The following is a 17119-nucleotide window of genomic DNA, read 5'->3' as shown; positions in this document are numbered from 1 at the left end:
TTGCACAACTCAAGCTCTCTTTTGCACAACTCAGTCCCTTTTGCACAACTCATCTCCTTTTGCACAACTCGAAACCCCTTTTGCACAACTCAAGCTCTCTTTTGCACAACTCAGTCCCTTTTGCACAACTCGAAACCCCTTTTGCACAACTCATGCTTCCTTTATTACGAATAAAAAGCACTCAGTAACAATCATACAGTTGCTACTGAGTGCTTTTTCATTGGATTAATGATTATTCTTCGTTTTGAATAATTTTCACAAGTTTTTCTAATGCTTGTTCTTCGTCATTGCCATCTGCACTTAGAGTGACGGTAGTACCTCTAGCAATCGCTAAACTCATAATACCCATAATACTTTTAGCGTTTACTTTTTTATTTTCCTTTTGAAGAAACACATCTGCTGTGTGACGATTTGCTTCTTGCACGAATAATGCTGCTTGTCTTGCTTGCAAGCCTGATTTTAGTTTTACTTCTACTTGTTTTTCTACCACAATTACTCCCCCTTTAATAATAAGTACAAAGTCAAAAACTCTTATACTTTTTGGAATGATAAATTACATAAAAAAGATTTTTATCTTATGTTTATATGTGTTAGATACTATTCTTTAAATTTTTCGCCTCTTCGAAGGGCATCGGCAATTTCGTCGATTTTTCGAAGGCGGTGATTAATACCCGATTTACTAACGACACCTGTTGATACCATTTCACCAAGTTCCTTTAAGGTTACTTCTTGATATTCTACCCTTAATCGTGCAATTTCACGCAATTTCTCGGGTAGTTGCTCGATACCAATCATGTTGTCGATAAAGCGGATATTTTCAACCTGACGAATAGCAGCACCAATTGTTTTGTTTAAATTAGCTGTTTCACAATTTACTAGTCGATTAACACTATTTCGCATATCCCGGACAATTCGTACATCTTCAAATTTTAGCATAGCTTGATGTGCACCAACAAGACTAAGGAAATTTGAAATCTTCTCCGCTTCTTTTAGGTACGTTACAAACCCTTTTTTTCTTTCAATCGTCTTAGCGTTAAGATCAAAGTGGTTCATAAGGTCCATCAAAGCTTCTCCATGTTCTTTATATAAAGAATATATTTCTAAATGATAGGAGGAAGTTTCAGGATTGTTAACAGAGCCTCCAGCTAGAAAGGCTCCTCGTAAGTATGCCCTTTTATCTGCCTCAAATCTAATCAACTCTTCTGAAATTGTATGATTAAATAGAAAATTACCTGAGAGAATATGTAGCTCTTCTAATAATTCTTTTGCTCCATCACGAACCCGACATATATATACGTTGTTTTTTTTCAGTCTCATTTTTTTCCGTACTAAAAGTTCAATACGGTAATTATAGAATTTTTTCAAAATGGTGTACATTCTTCGAGCAATGGCTGCGTTTTCAGTTTGCACATCAAGACTTAACTGACGATTAGCAAAAGACAGAGAACCGTTCATTCGGATAATGGCAGAGAGTTCTGCTTTTAAACTAGTATCTTCTGCTTCAACTTGAGTAAGCTCTTTTTTAGTTTCCGAAGCAAATGACATTTAGATTCCCCCTCTCTTTCAATTATCTATTTTACGCTAATTCGACAATGATTGCTTCTTTTGTTGATAGATTGTTGCATATTCTACAATCCATGCAGCAACGCTATTGGTTTCGTGACGTACAACACCATTATGGATCGTGGCAATATCTTTTTTTACAACTTCGAGACCCATATTTTCTAAACGCTCAATATCGAATTGGACAGGTTCTGATGATTCTTTGATATATGCTTCTCGTATTGCTTTTGGTACCTCTTCTTTATTGATCAAAATTGTTTGTATAAAATCTTCACCAACATGATCATAAAGCGCTCTCACATGATCCCCAGCAGTATAGCCAGAAGTTTCGCCAGCTTGCGTCATTAAATTGCATATATATATTTTATGTCCTTTTGCTTTTAATACTGCCTCTTTTATACCTTCTACTAATAAGTTCGGCAAAATACTAGTATATAAACTTCCCGGGCCAATGATAATAATATCTGCATGTAATATAGCATTCACCGCTTCTTGCAACGGTTTGACATCTGGTGGTGACAGAAAAACTCGTTTAATACGAGTCCCAAATGTAGGTATTTTTGATTCGCCTTGCACAATGGTGCCATCCTTCAACTCAGCAAGTAATGTAATTCGCTGATTGGCAGCAGGTAAAACTTTACCATGAACATTTAATACACGACTCATCTCTCGTATTGCATGTGAAAAATCGCCAGTTATTTCTGTTAATGCTGTTAACATCAAGTTTCCGAGAGAGTGACCTCCCAATTCTTCTTTTCCCTTAAAACGATACTGAAACATTTCTTCTACTAATGGTTCTACTTCTGAAAGTGCCGCAATAACATTTCGAATATCCCCTGGTGGTGGAATTGCAAAGTCATCACGGATTCTACCTGAGCTTCCGCCATCATCGGCAACGGTTACAATAGCTGTCAAATCTACTGGGCATTTTTTCAAGCCCCTTAATAGAGTAGAAAGCCCTGTACCGCCGCCAATAATGACTATTCGCGATTGACGTTTTGGCATTCAGCTATCCCTTTCTCTTCGCAATATCACGATGGGTAATTACAGTTGGAGCAAACTGATCAAGATGATTACCGAAGTACTCTGCTAAAGTAACTGAACGATGTTGACCCCCAGTACATCCAAAAGCAATCACCAACTGTGTTTTTCCTTCTTTTTGATAAAGCGGAATCATGTATTCAAATAAATCCATTAACTTTTCGATTAATGCTTTCGTTTCATCATACTTTAATACATATGACGAAACATCCTCATCTAATCCAGTTTTAGAACGAAGTGACTCAACATAATATGGATTTGGTAAAAAACGAACGTCAAATACCAAATCTGCATCAATAGGCATACCGTGCTTAAATCCGAACGACATAACATTTACTGTAAATGTTCGAGAATCCACATCAGAAAATTGAGCAATAATCCGCTGGCGTAACTCTCTCGGTTTCATACTTGATGTATTATAGATAAATTGCGCACGTTCTTTGACTTCTGCTAATAATTCTCGTTCATACTTAATGCCCATTAAAGGCAACCCATTTTCTGCTAACGGATGAGAACGACGAGTTTCTTTATAGCGTCTAACTAACGTTTCATCATCTGCATCTAAAAATAAAATTTTAGTTGCAACAAGATCTTCTCTTTCAATTCGATCTAATGCATCGATCAAAGAAGAGAAAAAATCTCCTCCACGAAGGTCCATTACAGCAGCAATACGAGAAATTTCTTTTTTTGATTGTTTCATTAAATTTAAAAAAGTTGGCAACAATGCTGGCGGTAAATTATCGATACAGTAAAACCCCAGATCCTCAAAACTTTGAATAGCCAAAGTTTTACCTGCTCCAGACATTCCTGTAATAATTATTAACTCGTTTACTGACTGTGGATTAGGCATTTCTTTCATCCCCTTCACAAGACATCTGAATTTTTTCATCTAACAATTGGAAATCCTCTGTATATGTAAAAGTTCCGTATTGAGTACCTTCTTGTTCAACTGCAAATAACAGATTTGTACGATCACCTTCTGCCATAGGCAAAAGATTTAAGTCTTCTACTGGATGCCATTCAAGTAAACCTTCGCGATTTTCTTTATAGGGTGTTCCTTCCAAATCTTCAGCTAAGAAAGTAAAGAGCATCCATTCATTGACCACTTCTTCTCCACGTCTTATCACCATTGTATAAACGCCTTTAAGATGTGGTTTGACAGCTTTAGCACCTGTTTCTTCTTGGAATTCACGGCTTGCTGCTTCGAAAATAGACTCTCCACTTTCAATTTTTCCTCCGGGCGCAACATACCAACCGCGTCGTGGCTTTTTTAATAATAGAACTTGGTCGTCTTTTTTAACTAACAAATTGGCGATTCTTTGCACACACGACACCTCATTTCTAACAATTCTTATAATAATTATTATACCGTTTTCAACTGCTTGAGTAAAAAAGAATAATCAAAATATAGAAATTCAGCTATCCAGTTGTATGAAATGGATAGATTAACTGATTATAACACTGATACTTAACATGAAATTTTATAAAAAAGAGGCTGCTCCATACGGTCAAGTGATCCGAAGGAAACAGCCATACCAATGTTCAATATTATAAAAGGGGTTATTACAATTCATACTATACACAATTATTATTGCAACTTGATGACAACCATATTAAAGTAAAATTAATTTATCCAACTTTAATGAGGGCACTAAGAACTTAAGTGGAAAAGTTAGTTTGAGAAATAACAACTCCTTGTAAAATCCCTATCGGTTCAACTACCCATCAATGTTTTGGAAAGTAAAAACACATCCTACTGCAACATTTGGCACTAGTATGTCATATTGACCCCTTTATATTGCTAGTTATTTTACTGCGAATTTTTCTTTTAGTTCTTCAACATAGTGTTGAACAGCTTGTGCTGCAATACTACCATCACCAGTTGCTGTAACGATTTGACGCAATGTTTTATCGCGAACATCACCTGCAGCGTAAATACCAGGTACAGAAGTTTCCATTTCTGCATTAGTTTTAATATAGCCAGTTTCGCTTAAAATGCCTAGATTTTCAAAAGGTTTTGTAAGTGGTAACAAACCAATGTAGATAAATACTCCGTCTGCTTGTACTTCTTGTTCAGTACCATCCACAGTAGAAACAAGTGTTACACTACCTACTTTTCCATCTTTTTCATGAATTTCTTTTACTGTATTATTCCAGATAAAATTGATCTTTTCATTTGCAAAAGCACGGTCTTGAATAATTTTTTGAGCACGTAATTTATCGCGACGGTGTACAATTGTTACTTTATCTGCAAAACGAGTTAAGTACATACCTTCTTCGACTGCAGAGTCTCCTCCACCAACAACGATTAAATTTTTGTTTTTAAAGAATGCACCGTCACAAACAGCACAATAGCTTACGCCTCGGCCACCAAGTTCTTTTTCACCTGGCACACCCATTTTTTTATATTCTGCACCAGTACTAATAATGATTGCACGTGTTTTATATTCTTTTGTACCAGCTTTAATCGTTTTATACTCTTCGCCATCTACAATTTCAGTAACATCGCCGTAAGCATATTCTGCTCCAAATTTTTTCGCATGTTCGAACATTTTTGTAGATAATTCAGGGCCTAATATTGACTCAAAGCCTGGATAATTTTCAACTTCTTCTGTATTAGCCATTTGTCCACCAGGAATTCCTCTTTCTAGCATTAAAGTTGAAAGATTTCCTCGTGAAGTATAAACTGCTGCAGTCATTCCTGCAGGACCAGCACCGATAATGACAACATCATAAATTTTTTCTTCTGACATATCTGCTCCTCCTAAGTTGTGGCTATTCTATTTTTCTTTATCTTAGAGGATTGCCTTTCAGTATGACAAGATATCTGCTTATAACTAGTACGTTATTTGTCAAATAGCGGCAAATATTGTATCAATTCGTTCACATATTTTGTCAGGGTGGCTGGGGAAATCCCATAAAATTCAGCTATTTCTTTTTTAGTAATATTCTTCACTCGAGATGATTTATACATATATTCAGTTGCAGCAGCAAGCGCCTTAGGATTTTTAAACGCATAATCGTTTTCAAAAGCACGTTCATATAGAACAAACCACATTTGAAATAAGAAAGTATCATTCATATCTAAAGGTTTCATTTCTTCATATAAAATCTCAGCAACCTCTGCTGAATGTAAAAATGATTTTAAAGTACGATCATCATCTAGAAATTTATGATCCAAAGAATAAGCTAGATACAATTTTTCAAGTGGTGTGTAATTTTCAAGTTTAATCCAATTAGGATGAGCTACGATTTCTTGTTGATAAGGCGATTTCCCCAATAAAAATATGCCTAACAATCGTTCACTTCTATACTCACTTTCTAGTTTTTCAATGATAAAACTTCTATTTCTTTCAATTGAATCGGCCTGAAGTTGATCTTGCTCAAATGTCCATGGCTCATATCCAACTTTGTCAGGATCGATTTCAAGCAATTGTTTCCAAAACAATCTAGCTTCCTTTTCAAATCCGGAAAAATATGCAGAATGAGATAACCAAAAATAATAGCCAGAATCTCCTTCAAAGCCATGATTTTTTAGACTCTTTAACCACTTATACGCTTCTTCGTAACAGCCGATTAATGCAAGGGTTGCACCAAGTTTGTATCGTTGTTCAAATGAGTAAGGGCAAAGTTTTACAAGTAATTCTGTTAACTCTTGTAACTCCTCTTCCTCTTTTTCATAGTAGGCCATAACAGTCAAATTACAGAGTGCATGTAAATTACCATAGTTTCCTTGTAACACTTGATATAATAATGTTCTAGCTTGTTCTGAATCACCTTTATAAAAATACGCAAGTGACAAATTATTATATGCTGCCCAATAATCTGGATGATCCGTAATGATATCTTCTAAAAGCGTAATGGCTTCTTCAAGTTTGCCTTCTTCCATGAACTTTCTTGCCTTTTCTTGTAAATATACTACTTCTCTATCTACAGAGGTTTCAGGAGCAATATGCTTTTCCATCGATTTAGCAAAATCGATAATATCAATTGCTTCATCAGCATATTCTCCCATTTCATCAAGGCGCAAATATTCCTCAGCATAATACTTTGCATCATCAGTAAATCCTGCTTGTGCACATGCTTCTGCTAGGAACAATAAAATTTCAGGTTCTTCTGGATCTATTTCATTTGCCTTTTTCAATAATTCTAATGCGTGATCGATACGTCCGGCTTCCATTTCAACAATAGCATACTGTAGTAATATTAATGAATCCTCTGGACTTAACTCAGTTGCTCTTCTTAAATATTTTAGCGCTTTTTCAACTTGATCATGATCTAATGCTTGTACTGCTTTTTTATAATAAAAATCACCATTTGGAATAAAGGACACAACATTTTCTCGAGTATTTTGTTCACTATTCATATCCTACAGTTTTCCTCCAAAATAATAAGGAACGCATTTTTACGTTCCTTAAGCATCGTATCCTATATTATATCATAAATTAGTGTTGCTCATGACGTTTTTGCAGAACTCCTAAAACTTCATATAAATCTAATTTTTGTTCTTGCAAAAGTACTAACAAATGGTAAATTAAATCAGCTGCTTCCCATTTTAGTTCTTCATGATCACGATTTTTCGAAGCAATAACGACTTCAGTTGCCTCTTCTCCAACCTTTTTACAAATCTTATCTACACCTTCATTAAATAGATATGTAGTATAAGCACCTTCAGGCATCTCTTCTTCTCTTCCTTTAATCACATTTTTCAATGTTTCTAAAATATCAAGAGAACCGATTGAAGTTTCTTTCTCTGTTAGAACTTCTGTAAAGCATGAAACAGATCCTTTATGGCAGGCAGGTCCTTTTGGCAACACTTCCACTACTAATGCATCCTGGTCGCAATCTGCACGCATCGCTACAACCTTTTGCGTATTACCACTCGTTTCACCTTTATGCCAAAGCTCTTGTCTTGAACGACTGAAGAACCATGTTTCACCTGTTTCAATTGTTTTCTTTAAAGATTCCTTATTCATATATGCGACTGTTAGCACTTCTTTTGTTTGTGCATCTTGAACAACTGTTGTTATTAAACCTTTTTCATCAAATTTAAGATTTTCAATCATCGTATTGGCACTCCTTGTTGTTTTAAACTTGCTTTTACTTCTGAAACACTTGTCTCTTTATAATGGAAAATTGAGGCTGCTAATGCTGCATCTGCATCAATATTATGTAATACTTCATAAAAATCCTCCGCTTTACCTGCGCCACCACTTGCAATAATTGGTACATTGACAGCATCTCGAATAGCTTTTGTTAACGGCAAGTCAAAGCCGTTCTTCTCACCATCTTGGTCCATACTTGTTACAAGTAATTCTCCGGCACCAAGTGCGACTGCTTCTTTCGCCCAATCCACTGCCTTTTTATCTGTTTTGTTTCGGCCACCATGGGTATATACCATCCAAGTTTGATCTTCTTCACTCCACTTTGCGTCGATTGCAACAACAATACATTGTGCGCCAAAATAATCAGAACCCTCTTTTATCAACTCTGGACGGTTAATAGCAGAAGAATTGATCGACACTTTATCTGCTCCGGCACGTAACAGACGTTTCATATCATCTAGTGTCCGAATGCCACCGCCAACTGTAAATGGAATAGCTAGTGCTGCTGCTGTTTTACGAACAACATCAACCATTGTTTCACGCCCTTCATGTGAAGCCGAAATATCAAGAAAAACGAGTTCATCTGCACCTTGTTCGTTATAAAACTTTGCTAATTCAACCGGATCTCCTGCATCACGAAGAGATACAAATTGTACGCCTTTTACGACCCGACCTTCTTTGACATCTAGACATGGAATAATTCGTTTAGTTAACATTATTCCGCCTCCTTTAATGCCTCTTGTAATGTAAACCGTTCTGCATACAAAGCTTTTCCAATAATCACACCACTAACTGAGGAATTCTTTGCAGCATCTTTAACTTTTGAGATATCCTCTAAAGCACTAATACCACCTGAAACAATAATATTCGCTCCAGTTGCTTGTGCTAATTGAATATTTGCTTCTATATTCGGACCTGATAATGTTCCATCTGTTGCAATATCTGTAAAGATAAAATACTTTGCACCTGCATTTGCAAAATCTTTTCCTACTTCAATAGCTGATTGATCGGATGTTTCAATCCATCCATGTGTTGCGACCATTCCATCTTTTGCATCTAATCCTATTACAATTCTTTCAGCTCCAAATTCCTTGATGAAATTTTTCACTAACTGTGGTTCACGAATAGCAAGGCTACCAATGATGACACGATCAACGCCATTTTCTAGATAAAATCGAACATCTTCTTCGGAACGTATTCCCCCACCAATTTGAACTTTCAATGGTAACTCTTTTGCTACACGGATAACTTCCTTCGCATGTCTACGTTCTCCATCTTTTGCTCCATCTAAATCGACCATATGTACATAGCTTGCACCTGCTTTTGCAAAACGCTTCACCATCTCAAATGGAGAATCTGCATAAACAGTTTCCTTTTCATAGTCGCCCTTTAATAGACGAACACATTTCCCACCTCTCATATCGATAGCTGGAAATATTTGAATTGAACTCATGAAACAGCAACTCCTTTCGCAACTGCACGCAGCCACTGTTGTAGTAAATAAACGCCACATTCTCCTGATTTTTCGGGATGAAATTGCATACCTGTTACATTTCCTTTTTGTACAATTCCAGGAACTTTCATATCACCATACTCTGCATAAGCGATAAGATTTTCCTCATCCATATCCGTTGCTAAATAAGAGTGTACAAAATAGACAAAATTATCTGTTGGTAATTGTTCTAACCATGTTGGCGATTTAGCAAATATTAAATCATTCCACCCCATATGTGGAACACGATAAGACTTTCCTGAAAGATCCTTACCCGAAAATTGTTTAACTACCCCTTTGAAAATTCCCAAACCTTTCCAATAACCATTTTCTTCACTTTCTTCAAACAGAAGTTGCATACCTAGGCAAATACCTAAGAGAGGCTTATTAACCGCTACAATCTTATCGATAAATGTAACTAGCCCTGTATCATTAAGTTTTTTCATAGCATCCTCAAATGCACCGACACCAGGTAATATTAGAGCATCACATGTTAACAAACTTTTTTGATCTGATGAAATTAGCACTTCACAACCTAAACGTTTAATCGCTTGTTCAACACTAAAGAGATTTCCCATTCCATAATCGATTACGCCAATTTTCATGTTAACAACCCTTTCGTAGACGGAACTTTACCTTTCATTCGAGGATCAATTTGTACTGCATCATCAATCGCTCTAGCTAAAGCTTTAAAGATGGCTTCTATAATATGGTGTGTATTATGACCATAAGGAACAATAACATGAACATTCATACGTGCTTCTAATGCAAATTTCCACAAAAATTCGTGTACTAATTCTGTATCAAATGTTCCGACTTTTTGGGACGGGATTTCAGCACGAAATTCTAGATGTGGTCGATTTGAACAGTCAATAACCACTTGGGCTAGTGCATCATCCATTGGGACAAACGCATTTCCGTAACGTTTAATACCTTTTTTATCACCAAGCGCTTCTTTAATCGCTTGACCGAGTACAATTCCCAAATCTTCTGTTGTGTGATGGTCATCGATATCTGTGTCACCATTTGCAGTAATCTTCCCATTGAACAGGCCATGCTTCATGAAAAGATCAAGCATATGATCCATAAATGGTACACCTGTATCAACTGTTGCTTTCCCTTCTCCATCCAAATCGATTTCTACAGCAATTTGCGTTTCATTTGTCTTACGTTCTATTTTTGAATAACGCGCCAAATTATTCCTCTCCTTTGTTCCAGCCTCTTGACTCAACTGCTCTCGCATGCCCTTCTAATCCTTCTAATCTTGCTAAGCGAGCAATTTTAGGTGCATTTTCAGACCAAGTTTTTTCTGTATAATAGACAACATTTGTTTTCTTTAAGAAATCATCAACATTTAATCCACTAGCAAAACGTGCTGTACTATTTGTTGGTAACACGTGATTTGTTCCAGCAAAATAGTCACCTACTGGCTCTGAACTATAACGTCCGATAAAAATAGCTCCAGCATTGTCAATGGCTTCACTAACTTTCAGTGCATCTTCTGTTACAATTTCTAAATGCTCAGGTGCTAATTGATTGATAGCTTTTGTAGCTTGTTGCATCGATTCAGCAATATATATACATCCAAAGTTTTCTACTGATTTTCTTGCAATTGCTTCTCTAGGAAGGGTTTGTAATTGTTTTTCTACTTGTACCTGTACATTTTCAGCTAACAATTTACTTGTTGTAATAAGGATAGGGCATGCCATAGGATCGTGTTCGGCTTGTGACAGTAAGTCTGCGGCAATCTCATCTGGATAAGCCGAATCATCCGCAATAATCGCAATTTCACTTGGTCCTGCGATCATATCAATTGCTACCTCACCAAAAACTTCACGTTTTGCAAGTGCTACGAAGATATTACCTGGTCCGGTAATTTTATCTACCCCTTGAATTGTTTCTGTACCAAAAGCAAGTGCCCCGATTGCTTGTGCACCACCCATTTTATAAATCTCATCAATACCTAAGATAGATGCTGCAGTTAATACTGCGGCCGGAAGTTTACCGCTTTTATCACTTGGTGACGCTAATACAATTCGCTTAACACCCGCAACTTGAGCAGGAATAACATTCATTAAAACAGATGATGGATAAGCAGCAGAACCACCTGGAACATATAAGCCTACAGAAGATATTGGCAAAATACGTTGGCCTAGCCAAGAGCCATCTGCTATTTGAAGTTTGTAACCTTCACGTTTTTGCTGTTCGTGATATAAGCGAATATTAGATGCTGCTTCTTTTAAATCTTGTACTAATTGAGGATCTAACGATTTAACAGCTTCTTCTATTTCTTGTTCGGTTACACGTAAGTTTTCCGGCGCATAACCATCCCATTTCCGACTATAAGCTTTTACAGCTTCATCGCCTTTTTCTCGAACATCAGCAAGCACTTGGCGAACTGTTTTAAGCTGTTCCTCATTGCCACCTTCCAAAGGTCTTTTTAAAGAAATTTCATCTGTTAACACTTTAATCTTCATCGCAAATCCTTCTCTCATTTCACACATTTTTTAAGGCGTTTTACTAAATCTAAAATACGTTCACTTTTCATCCGATAACTTGCAGGATTAGCAATAAGTCTTGATGACACATCTGTGATAAATTCATATTCTACAAGACCATTTTCCTTTAATGTTTGACCAGTAGAGACAATATCAACGATACGATCAGCAAGACCAATCATCGGTGCTAATTCAATTGAACCATTTAGTCCGATAATTTCTACTTGTTCACCTTTTTCGCGGTAATATTCCGAAGCGACTGTCGGATATTTTGTTGCGATACGCGGAGCAATTTCGTTTAAAGTTGTATTCGGTAATCCTGCAGAAGCTATATGACATTTACTTATATTTAGATCTAATAATTCATGTACTTCCCGTCTTTGTTCGAGTAATACATCTTTTCCTGCAATTCCGATATCTGCTACCCCATGTTCAACATAAGTGGGAACATCCATAGGTTTCGCCAATATAAATCGAATTTTTTCTTGTGGGATTTCGATCATCAATTTGCGTGACATTTCAACATTTTCAGGTAATTCAAAACCTGCTTCTATCAACATTTCATAAGCTTCTTCGAAAATACGGCCTTTTGGCATAGCAATTGTTAACTCATTCATGGACGTTACCTCCTTGTCCAATTCGTACAATTTCAGCAAAGTGACTTTCAAATGCTGCTAAATTATCTAAACCTTCCATCGATTGTAGCGTAGTACGTTTTCCTTGTGCTCTAAGTTCTTCTGCCGTTTTAAGTGCTTCTGCTAATTGTGGTGCTACAAACAAAACAAGCACTTCATCAGATTCTTCCGATTGTTGTGGTATTACCTCTAGTAAATGGTCTACTCTTAATCCAAAACCGATCGCACCGACTTCAGTTCCAAATTCATCAAGCAATCCGTCATATCGCCCACCGTTTCCAATTGGGAAACCAGAACCAGTTGCGAATACCTCAAATAACATTCCTGTGTAATAATTCATATGACTTGCTAATGTAAAGTCAAACGCAATGTATGATGTGGCATCTGCAATTTCTAAAATAGATGCTAGTTGTTCCATATAGATAAATGCATCTTTTTCATATAGATATTTTGCAATTTCTCGAATACTTTTCATCTCTTTTGCATCTTCCACAAAGGATAATAGTGTTCGTTCTTTTTCAATCGCTAAATTATAGGAAACTACAGCTTCCTCAAATCCAACGATATTTTTTTGTACTAATAAGTTATGTAATTCCTCAAATTGTTGTTGATCTTGGACATTCTTTTTAATAATTGCCTCTAAGATTCCAGCGTTTCCAATTGTAATTTTAAATTCTTCAATACCTAATGTTTTTAATAAACGTATTGCTGTTAAAATAGCTTCTGCATCTGCATACACTGAAGAATCTCCAATGATTTCGATTCCCATTTGTTCAAATTCTGCTGGTCGACCACCTTCAAGTTGCTGCGCACGAAAAACATTCGCAAAATAAGCTAGGCGTAGTGGTATTTTTTCTTTTAATAATTTTGAAGTAGCGACACGCGCTATAGGTGTCGTCATATCTGGTCGAAGAACTAATGTATTTCCTTGACTATCCACTAATTTAAAAAGCGAAGAATCAACTATAGCAGAAGCTTTACCCACTGTATCGTAATATTCGAGTGTAGGTGTTTGAATAAAATCAAAACCTCTTAAACGTAGAAACTCCATACCTGTTTGTCGAATTACTTCTTTCTTTGCAAATATCTTTGGAAATGTATCGCGCATTCCTAATGGTTTTTCAAACTTTCGAATCGGTGACATTATTACACTTCCTAATCTATATACTTTAGTTCGCTAGAGTGTTAGAGTGATGATGTATGAAAGTATTTTATAATAACAACCACTTTAAGTCAATAGTTCCAGACAAATTTATTTGTATGTTACAACTCTTTAGAATTAATTGAATTCTTTTTATCCATCTCTTCTTTTGTATAAATAATCTTCATCGGATTACCACCAGCAAATGCACCAGCTGGGACATCTTTGTTCACCAATGTCATGGCAGAAATAATCGCATCATCACCTATTTCAACACCAGGTAAAATCGTTGAATTGGCACCAATCATTACACGATCGCCAATTACAACATCTCCTAATCTATACTCATTTACTAAATATTCGTGCGCAAGTATTGTTGTATTAAAACCTATAATTGTGTCTTTCCCTACTTTAATCCGTTCTGGAAACATCGTATCCGGGGTTACTTTCAATGCAAAAGATGTTTTCTCCCCAACTTTCATCTTTAAAAATGTACGATAAAGCCAATTCTTCACAGAGAGAAAAGGCGTATATCGTGCAATTTCTATAACAACAAAACATTTCACTACTTTCCAGAAAGAAACTGTTTTATAAATTTGCCAAAGTGATGTCGAACCAGATACCGAATATCTTTCCGTCCTACGCATTTGCATGCTCCTCTACTATAGTCAATAAATCTTTCATATCGTGCAGCATATAATCTGGTTTGAATTGCATTAAAAATTTTTCTCCCTTTAAAGACCAAGCAACTCCAGCTGTTTTTACACCTGCATTTTTGCCACCTAATATATCGTGAGAATTATCCCCAATCATGATTACATCTTCTTTTCTTAAATGCATCTTCTCAAGAGCTAAAAGGATAGGCTCGGGATCAGGTTTAACATTTTTTACATCATCCATACTAATAATAACTTCTACTAAATCCTCAATATCTAGTAGACGGATACCTTTGATCAAAGAATCATATCGCTTTGTTGACACAATCGCTAATCGAATCCCCTTGTTTTTTAGTTCTTGTAAAGTAGACTTAACTCCATCAAATTCTCTAGCTAGTTCATCATGGTGTTCACTGTTCCACAGACGATATTGACGCACCCATTCCTCAGCTTTTGAAGCATCAATTGTCGAAAAGGATTCGATTAATGAAGGTCCTATAAAAGGAACCATGTCGTCCTTTGTAAATTTCCCAGGAAATTCAGGTTCAAGTACATGCAAAAATGTTTGAATTATTAATTCGTTTGTATCTAATAATGTGCCATCAAAGTCAAATAGCAACCCTTTAAATTTATTTGTTGTCATTCTAAAATTGCTCCTTTACTTCCTGTATGACAGTTTTGTTTAAATAATAAAAACAGTTTATCATCTTGTTCAATTTTACCACGTTAATAGATTAAAGAATTTCCCAATATTAAAAGAATCGCCGTATTACAATGGCATCTAAATACCGTTTAACAGGTATCTATTCTTTAACCAAAGTAATATCGGCGTATAGTTTTATATCCTTTTTTATGAAAAATACTGAAAAGGGAGTTTCCTAATAATGTAATGTATAAAAAAGATCATTCATCAAAAATCCCATGCAAAACTCTATGTGAAAAAACACCCTATTCATCCTTATAATGAACTATTGGTTTTATTTTAAGTCTACGGTAGATGATTAAAGCAACACCTACAACAAGTCCAACTAGTGATACAATTTGCGCCATACGTAAATTACCAATCAATAAGCTATCGGTACGTAATCCTTCGATGAAGAATCGACCAAATGAGTACCAAATAATATAAGTTAAGAAGATTTCTCCTCGGCGTAAGTTTATTTTTCGAAGTAATAAAAGTATTAGTAAACCAACTAAATTCCAAAAGGATTCGTATAAAAATGTTGGATGATGATAGAAACCTTGAACATTCATTTGTTCAATGATCCAATTAGGCAGATGTAAACTTTCTAAAAACGAACGTTCAACTATACTGCCATAAGCTTCTTGGTTCATGAAATTTCCCCAACGGCCAACAATTTGTCCAATAATGATCGATGGCGCTAGAACATCGGCTAATTTCCAAAAACTGATTCCTCTTTTTTTAGCGAAAATAATCGCTGTCACAAACGCTCCTATAAGCGCACCATGTATGGCAATACCACCATGCCAAATTTGAATAATTTCACCTGGATGTGCCGCATAATATGGCCATTCAAATGTAACATAATAAATTCTGGCACAAAGAATGGAAATAGGTACCGCCCAAATAAGTAAATCTGTTAATAGGTCTTCACCAAAACCTCTTTTCACCATTTCTCTTTGACCTATAAAATAAGCAATAATAATCCCACAAGCAATGATTATTCCATACCAACGAACCGTTATTGGTCCAAGTTTTAATGCTACTGGGTCTATTGCCATTAAAATTGAATCCATAGTAAGCTCCCTTCACTACTATCATCTTTAAATTCTTCTACTAGAATTCGTCATTTCCTTCAATTACATTATCTAAGCGACGTGAAAATTCTTCTGCTGCATTAACGCCTAGATTTTTCAAACGATGATTCATCGCAGCTACTTCAATAATAACAGATAGATTTCGTCCTGGTCTTACTGGAATCGTTAACTTTGGTAGCTCTGTATCAATGATTTTCATCGTCTCCGAATCTAAACCCAAGCGGTCATAAGTTTTATCTGAATCCCATGTTTCTAGATCCATAACAATTGAGATACGTTTATGTTTTCGTACAGCACTTGCGCCAAATAATGTCATAATATCAATAATACCAATTCCTCGTATTTCAAGTAAATGAGCGATTAAAGGTGGCGCATTACCGATCAGTGTACTTTCACCTTCCTGACGAATTTCTACACAATCATCCGCGACTAATCTATGGCCTTTTTTAACAAGCTCTAGTGCCGTTTCGCTTTTCCCTACGCCACTTTTACCGGTTATCAAAACACCTATCCCATAGATATCCATTAACACACCATGCACGGCTGTCGTTGGTGCTAAACGACTTTCAAGGTAATTCGTCAATAGGCTTGAAAAACGAGTTGTTGGTAGCTTTGTTGTTAAAATAGGTACATGATGTTCTTCTGAAGCGACTATTAAAGCTTCAGGTACTTCCATATCATGCGAGATAATAATTGCTGGTGTTTCTTGAGAACACAACTTATTCATCCGATCAAATTGAACTTCGCGAGATAACATTTCAAAAAAGGATAATTCTGTTTTTCCTAAAAGTTGCACACGCTTAGCAGGATAATGTGTAAAATAACCTGCCATCTCAAGACCTGGTCGTGAAATATCACTCGTTAAAATATGTCTACCGATTCCTTCCTCACCGCTTATAAGCTTCAGATTTAAAACTTCCATAACATCTTTGGTGCAAACTTGATCCAAAGGCATCTTCATACCACCTTCCAAATAACCATAAGATAAAATAGATTTTCATACTTGGAACCTGTTTCTACTGTGTTTAAGTACCAATCTAGGCCACACGGAGTAAATCTCCTACTCTTCACTTGCATTTCACTTCAGTCTGTATGTATAGGGCTGACTGCACTTTATGCAAGATAAACAACATGAACATATTTTAGCATAAAACTTTGTATGAAGATGCTTGAAAAACCTGAAAAGTAGAAAAGCATTATGTACTTTAA

General features: G+C 36.0%; 19 protein-coding genes. All 19 read right to left on the bottom strand.

Annotated elements, in window-relative coordinates:
• Positions 1–232 precede the first annotated feature (232 nt).
• Complete coding sequence (locus tag CW357_RS08580; RefSeq protein WP_119414612.1) at positions 233–490, bottom strand: HPr family phosphocarrier protein; 258 nt, start codon at positions 488–490, stop codon at positions 233–235.
• A gap of 107 nt (positions 491–597) precedes the next feature.
• The gene (whiA, locus tag CW357_RS08575) at positions 598–1545 is read right to left on the bottom strand and encodes a DNA-binding protein WhiA (protein WP_119414611.1); all 948 of its coding nucleotides are present in this window, start codon (positions 1543–1545) and stop codon (positions 598–600) included.
• A 36-nt stretch (positions 1546–1581) separates the two neighbouring features.
• Positions 1582–2568 (bottom strand): gluconeogenesis factor YvcK family protein, encoded by a 987-nt coding sequence (yvcK, locus tag CW357_RS08570; RefSeq protein WP_124217808.1) that lies wholly within the window; start codon positions 2566–2568, stop codon positions 1582–1584.
• 4 nt (positions 2569–2572) lie between these two features.
• Positions 2573–3454 (bottom strand): RNase adapter RapZ, encoded by an 882-nt coding sequence (rapZ, locus tag CW357_RS08565; RefSeq protein ID WP_119414609.1) that lies wholly within the window; start codon positions 3452–3454, stop codon positions 2573–2575.
• Entirely contained in the window at positions 3447–3929 is a 483-nt protein-coding gene (locus tag CW357_RS08560) for an NUDIX hydrolase (protein ID WP_119414608.1), read from the bottom strand. Before CW357_RS08560 ends, rapZ begins: the two co-directional genes overlap by 8 nt.
• 480 nt (positions 3930–4409) lie before the next feature.
• Positions 4410–5357, bottom strand: coding sequence for a thioredoxin-disulfide reductase (trxB, locus tag CW357_RS08555; RefSeq protein WP_124217807.1), 948 nt, complete (start codon positions 5355–5357; stop codon positions 4410–4412).
• A gap of 92 nt (positions 5358–5449) precedes the next feature.
• The gene (locus tag CW357_RS08550; RefSeq protein WP_124217806.1) at positions 5450–6970 is read right to left on the bottom strand and encodes a tetratricopeptide repeat protein; all 1521 of its coding nucleotides are present in this window, start codon (positions 6968–6970) and stop codon (positions 5450–5452) included.
• 79 nt (positions 6971–7049) lie between these two features.
• Complete coding sequence (gene hisIE, locus CW357_RS08545; RefSeq protein WP_119414605.1) at positions 7050–7670, bottom strand: bifunctional phosphoribosyl-AMP cyclohydrolase/phosphoribosyl-ATP diphosphatase HisIE; 621 nt, start codon at positions 7668–7670, stop codon at positions 7050–7052.
• Entirely contained in the window at positions 7667–8425 is a 759-nt protein-coding gene (gene hisF, locus CW357_RS08540; protein WP_119414604.1) for an imidazole glycerol phosphate synthase subunit HisF, read from the bottom strand. Before hisF ends, hisIE begins: the two co-directional genes overlap by 4 nt.
• Complete coding sequence (hisA, locus tag CW357_RS08535) at positions 8425–9162, bottom strand: 1-(5-phosphoribosyl)-5-[(5-phosphoribosylamino)methylideneamino]imidazole-4-carboxamide isomerase (RefSeq protein ID WP_124217805.1); 738 nt, start codon at positions 9160–9162, stop codon at positions 8425–8427. Before hisA ends, hisF begins: the two co-directional genes overlap by 1 nt.
• Positions 9159–9806, bottom strand: coding sequence for an imidazole glycerol phosphate synthase subunit HisH (hisH, locus tag CW357_RS08530; protein ID WP_119414602.1), 648 nt, complete (start codon positions 9804–9806; stop codon positions 9159–9161). Before hisH ends, hisA begins: the two co-directional genes overlap by 4 nt.
• Positions 9803–10396 carry an imidazoleglycerol-phosphate dehydratase HisB gene (gene hisB, locus CW357_RS08525; protein ID WP_119414601.1) on the bottom strand — a complete coding sequence of 198 codons (594 nt, stop codon included), beginning with the start codon at positions 10394–10396 and terminating at the stop codon, positions 9803–9805. The genes hisH and hisB overlap by 4 nt, the downstream gene beginning before the upstream one ends.
• A gap of 1 nt (position 10397) precedes the next feature.
• Positions 10398–11678, bottom strand: coding sequence for a histidinol dehydrogenase (gene hisD / locus CW357_RS08520; protein WP_119414600.1), 1281 nt, complete (start codon positions 11676–11678; stop codon positions 10398–10400).
• 14 nt (positions 11679–11692) lie between these two features.
• Positions 11693–12316, bottom strand: a complete 624-nt coding sequence (hisG, locus tag CW357_RS08515; protein ID WP_124217804.1) for an ATP phosphoribosyltransferase — start codon at positions 12314–12316, stop codon at positions 11693–11695.
• A complete protein-coding gene (locus CW357_RS08510; protein ID WP_124217803.1) occupies positions 12309–13478 on the bottom strand; it encodes an ATP phosphoribosyltransferase regulatory subunit in 1170 nt (389 codons plus the stop codon). The genes hisG and CW357_RS08510 overlap by 8 nt, the downstream gene beginning before the upstream one ends.
• Positions 13479–13597: 119 nt before the next feature.
• Positions 13598–14122, bottom strand: a complete 525-nt coding sequence (locus CW357_RS08505) for an acyltransferase (protein WP_124217802.1) — start codon at positions 14120–14122, stop codon at positions 13598–13600.
• Entirely contained in the window at positions 14115–14774 is a 660-nt protein-coding gene (gene ppaX / locus CW357_RS08500) for a pyrophosphatase PpaX (RefSeq protein ID WP_124217801.1), read from the bottom strand. Before ppaX ends, CW357_RS08505 begins: the two co-directional genes overlap by 8 nt.
• Before the next feature lie 305 nt (positions 14775–15079).
• The gene (gene lgt / locus CW357_RS08495) at positions 15080–15889 is read right to left on the bottom strand and encodes a prolipoprotein diacylglyceryl transferase (protein ID WP_124217800.1); all 810 of its coding nucleotides are present in this window, start codon (positions 15887–15889) and stop codon (positions 15080–15082) included.
• A 40-nt stretch (positions 15890–15929) separates the two neighbouring features.
• Positions 15930–16859, bottom strand: a complete 930-nt coding sequence (gene hprK, locus CW357_RS08490) for an HPr(Ser) kinase/phosphatase (RefSeq protein WP_119414650.1) — start codon at positions 16857–16859, stop codon at positions 15930–15932.
• Positions 16860–17119 lie beyond the last annotated feature (260 nt).

Source organism: Rummeliibacillus sp. TYF005 (genome assembly GCF_003844195.1).
In the GTDB taxonomy this organism is placed as follows: Bacteria; Bacillota; Bacilli; order Bacillales_A; family Planococcaceae; genus Rummeliibacillus.
This window is presented reverse-complemented; position numbering and strand designations above follow the sequence as displayed.

What these genes read in the sequence shown, in the direction of transcription:
- hisD (WP_119414600.1), bottom strand. Translation starts at nt 11,678, where the DNA reads ATGAAGATTAAAGTGTTAACAGATGAAATTTCTTTAAAAAGACCTTTG.
- whiA (WP_119414611.1), bottom strand. Translation starts at nt 1,545, where the DNA reads ATGTCATTTGCTTCGGAAACTAAAAAAGAGCTTACTCAAGTTGAAGCA.
- CW357_RS08505 (WP_124217802.1), bottom strand. Translation starts at nt 14,122, where the DNA reads ATGCGTAGGACGGAAAGATATTCGGTATCTGGTTCGACATCACTTTGG.
- trxB (WP_124217807.1), bottom strand. Translation starts at nt 5,357, where the DNA reads ATGTCAGAAGAAAAAATTTATGATGTTGTCATTATCGGTGCTGGTCCT.
- hisG (WP_124217804.1), bottom strand. Translation starts at nt 12,316, where the DNA reads ATGAATGAGTTAACAATTGCTATGCCAAAAGGCCGTATTTTCGAAGAA.
- lgt (WP_124217800.1), bottom strand. Translation starts at nt 15,889, where the DNA reads ATGGATTCAATTTTAATGGCAATAGACCCAGTAGCATTAAAACTTGGA.
- CW357_RS08550 (WP_124217806.1), bottom strand. Translation starts at nt 6,970, where the DNA reads ATGAATAGTGAACAAAATACTCGAGAAAATGTTGTGTCCTTTATTCCA.
- CW357_RS08510 (WP_124217803.1), bottom strand. Translation starts at nt 13,478, where the DNA reads ATGTCACCGATTCGAAAGTTTGAAAAACCATTAGGAATGCGCGATACA.
- hisF (WP_119414604.1), bottom strand. Translation starts at nt 8,425, where the DNA reads ATGTTAACTAAACGAATTATTCCATGTCTAGATGTCAAAGAAGGTCGG.
- yvcK (WP_124217808.1), bottom strand. Translation starts at nt 2,568, where the DNA reads ATGCCAAAACGTCAATCGCGAATAGTCATTATTGGCGGCGGTACAGGG.
- ppaX (WP_124217801.1), bottom strand. Translation starts at nt 14,774, where the DNA reads ATGACAACAAATAAATTTAAAGGGTTGCTATTTGACTTTGATGGCACA.
- hisH (WP_119414602.1), bottom strand. Translation starts at nt 9,806, where the DNA reads ATGAAAATTGGCGTAATCGATTATGGAATGGGAAATCTCTTTAGTGTT.
- hisA (WP_124217805.1), bottom strand. Translation starts at nt 9,162, where the DNA reads ATGAGTTCAATTCAAATATTTCCAGCTATCGATATGAGAGGTGGGAAA.
- hisIE (WP_119414605.1), bottom strand. Translation starts at nt 7,670, where the DNA reads ATGATTGAAAATCTTAAATTTGATGAAAAAGGTTTAATAACAACAGTT.
- rapZ (WP_119414609.1), bottom strand. Translation starts at nt 3,454, where the DNA reads ATGCCTAATCCACAGTCAGTAAACGAGTTAATAATTATTACAGGAATG.